The sequence below is a fragment of the Henriciella sp. genome (assembly GCF_049649345.1).
GTDB lineage: Bacteria > Pseudomonadota > Alphaproteobacteria > Caulobacterales > Hyphomonadaceae > Henriciella.
Genome location: NZ_JBARZC010000232.1, coordinates 1 through 1,845, shown reverse-complemented (window position 1 = coordinate 1,845; position 1,845 = coordinate 1). Strand labels below are relative to the sequence as shown.

The window sequence follows — 1,845 nt, the reverse complement described above, 5'->3', positions numbered from 1 at the left end:
TGGCAATAATAATCGCGTTTAGGCGCAGCCTGGCTGAGGATTTCGATCTGCCGGTCATTGAGCCCGAAGCGGCGATAAATCGCCTGTATCTGCGGCTCCATCGCCCGCTCATTGGGCAGAAAGATGCGGGTCGGGCAGCTTTCGATCAGAGCGGGCGCGATGCTCGAGCCTTCAATGTCGGCGAGCGACTGGGTCGCAAAGATGACCGCGACATTCTTCTTGCGAAGGGTCTTCAGCCATTCGCGCAGGCGCTTTGCAAACAGCGGATGATCGAGAAAGAGCCAGGCTTCATCGAGGATGACAAGCGTTGGCGCACCGGTGAACCGGGCTTCGAGACGATGGAAGATATAGGCGAGCACGGGCGGGGCGGCCTGCGGGCTCGCCATCAGCTCTTCCATTTCGAAACAGGCAAGGTCGGACAGTAAGAGCGCATCCGTCTCGCCATCGAGGAGATGGCCGTGCGAGCCTTCAAGGGTGAACGGGTGAAGCGCGGTGCGGATCTCGTCATCGCGTAGCAGAAGCGACAGGCCGGTCAGTGTGCGTTCGTTTGGCGGGGCGCTGGCAAGCGAGTTGACGCCCTGCCAGAGCCGGGCCTTGAGGTCCGGCGTCAGGGCCAGGCCTTCAGCCTCGAAAAGGCCGGCCAGCCAGTCTGCTGCGAACCGGGCCTGGCTGTCCTCATGGATATCGCGGAGGGGCTGGAGATCTGGCTGGCTGTTGCCGCCGAGTTTGATATGCGCGCCGCCCATGGCGAGGGTGGCCGCTCGGGCCGAACGCCCCTTGTCGAAGATGAAGACCTGCGCGCCCTCATAGCGGCGCCATTGCATGGCAATCAGCGACAGGAGGACAGACTTGCCAGCGCCGGTCGGGCCGACCACCAGCGTATGGCCGACATCGCCATGATGGAGGTTGAGGCGGAACGGCGTTGTCCCATCGGTCTGGGCATCGATCAGGGCGGGGGCATTCAGGTGCATGTTGTTTGTTTCGCCAGCCCAGACTGCGGAGATCGGGACAAGATGGGCGAGGTTCAGCGTGTGCAGGACGGGCTGGCGGACATTGGCATAGGCGTGACCCGGCAGACTGCCGAGCCAGGCATCGACGGCGTTCAGCGTCTCGCGAATGACCGTGAAGCCGCGGCTGGTGATGATGCGTTCGGCGAGGCGAAGCTTTTCCTCGACGTGGGTGAGGTCCTCGTCCCAGACGGTCAGGCTGGTTGTGACATAGCCATAGGAAACAAGGTCGCTGCCAAGCTCCTGAAGGGCCACATCGGCATCGGCGGCCTTGTTGTCGGCGTCAATGTCGACGAGGGCGGCCTGCTCGTTGAACATGGTCTCGCGCAGCACCGCGCCTATGGATTTGCGCTTGGCAAACCAGTGGCGGCGCTTCTTGCCGAGCAGCTTCTCAGCCTCGGTCTTGTCCATCGCGATGAACCGTGTGGTCCAGCGATAGGAAAAGCCCTGGCGATTGAGTTCGTCGAGCATGCCGGGCAGCGTTGTTGCCGGAAATCCCAATATGGTGAGCGTGCGCAGATGCGCCTCGCCAAGCCTGGGTTCGAGGCCGCCGCTGAAGGCGCTGTCGGCAAGGATGGCATCAAGAAAGACCGGGAGTTCGGGGACTGCGACGCGGTGCTGCTTCGTCGAGATCGCGGCGTGAAGATAGGTAAGCGTGTCTTCATCGCCCAGCCGCTCGATCTCGGTAAGGCAGGTTGCAAGGAGGTCAAAGGTTCGTTCAGCCTGCCTTTCAAAGGCGGCGAGCCTGGCGCGCCAGTCCGTCATGCCTTCAGCTTCGGCCCGCTCGATCAGCGCTTTCTCGGCCCGGCCAACCGCATCGGCCGGCGGGAGCCAGAGC

1 protein-coding gene is annotated in these 1,845 nt (G+C 62.9%); it reads right to left on the bottom strand.

Annotated features, from left to right (window positions below):
- The coding region (gene trbE / locus WA989_RS05995; RefSeq protein ID WP_424339596.1) for a conjugal transfer protein TrbE at window positions 1-1,845 on the bottom strand (1,845 nt) is incomplete at both ends.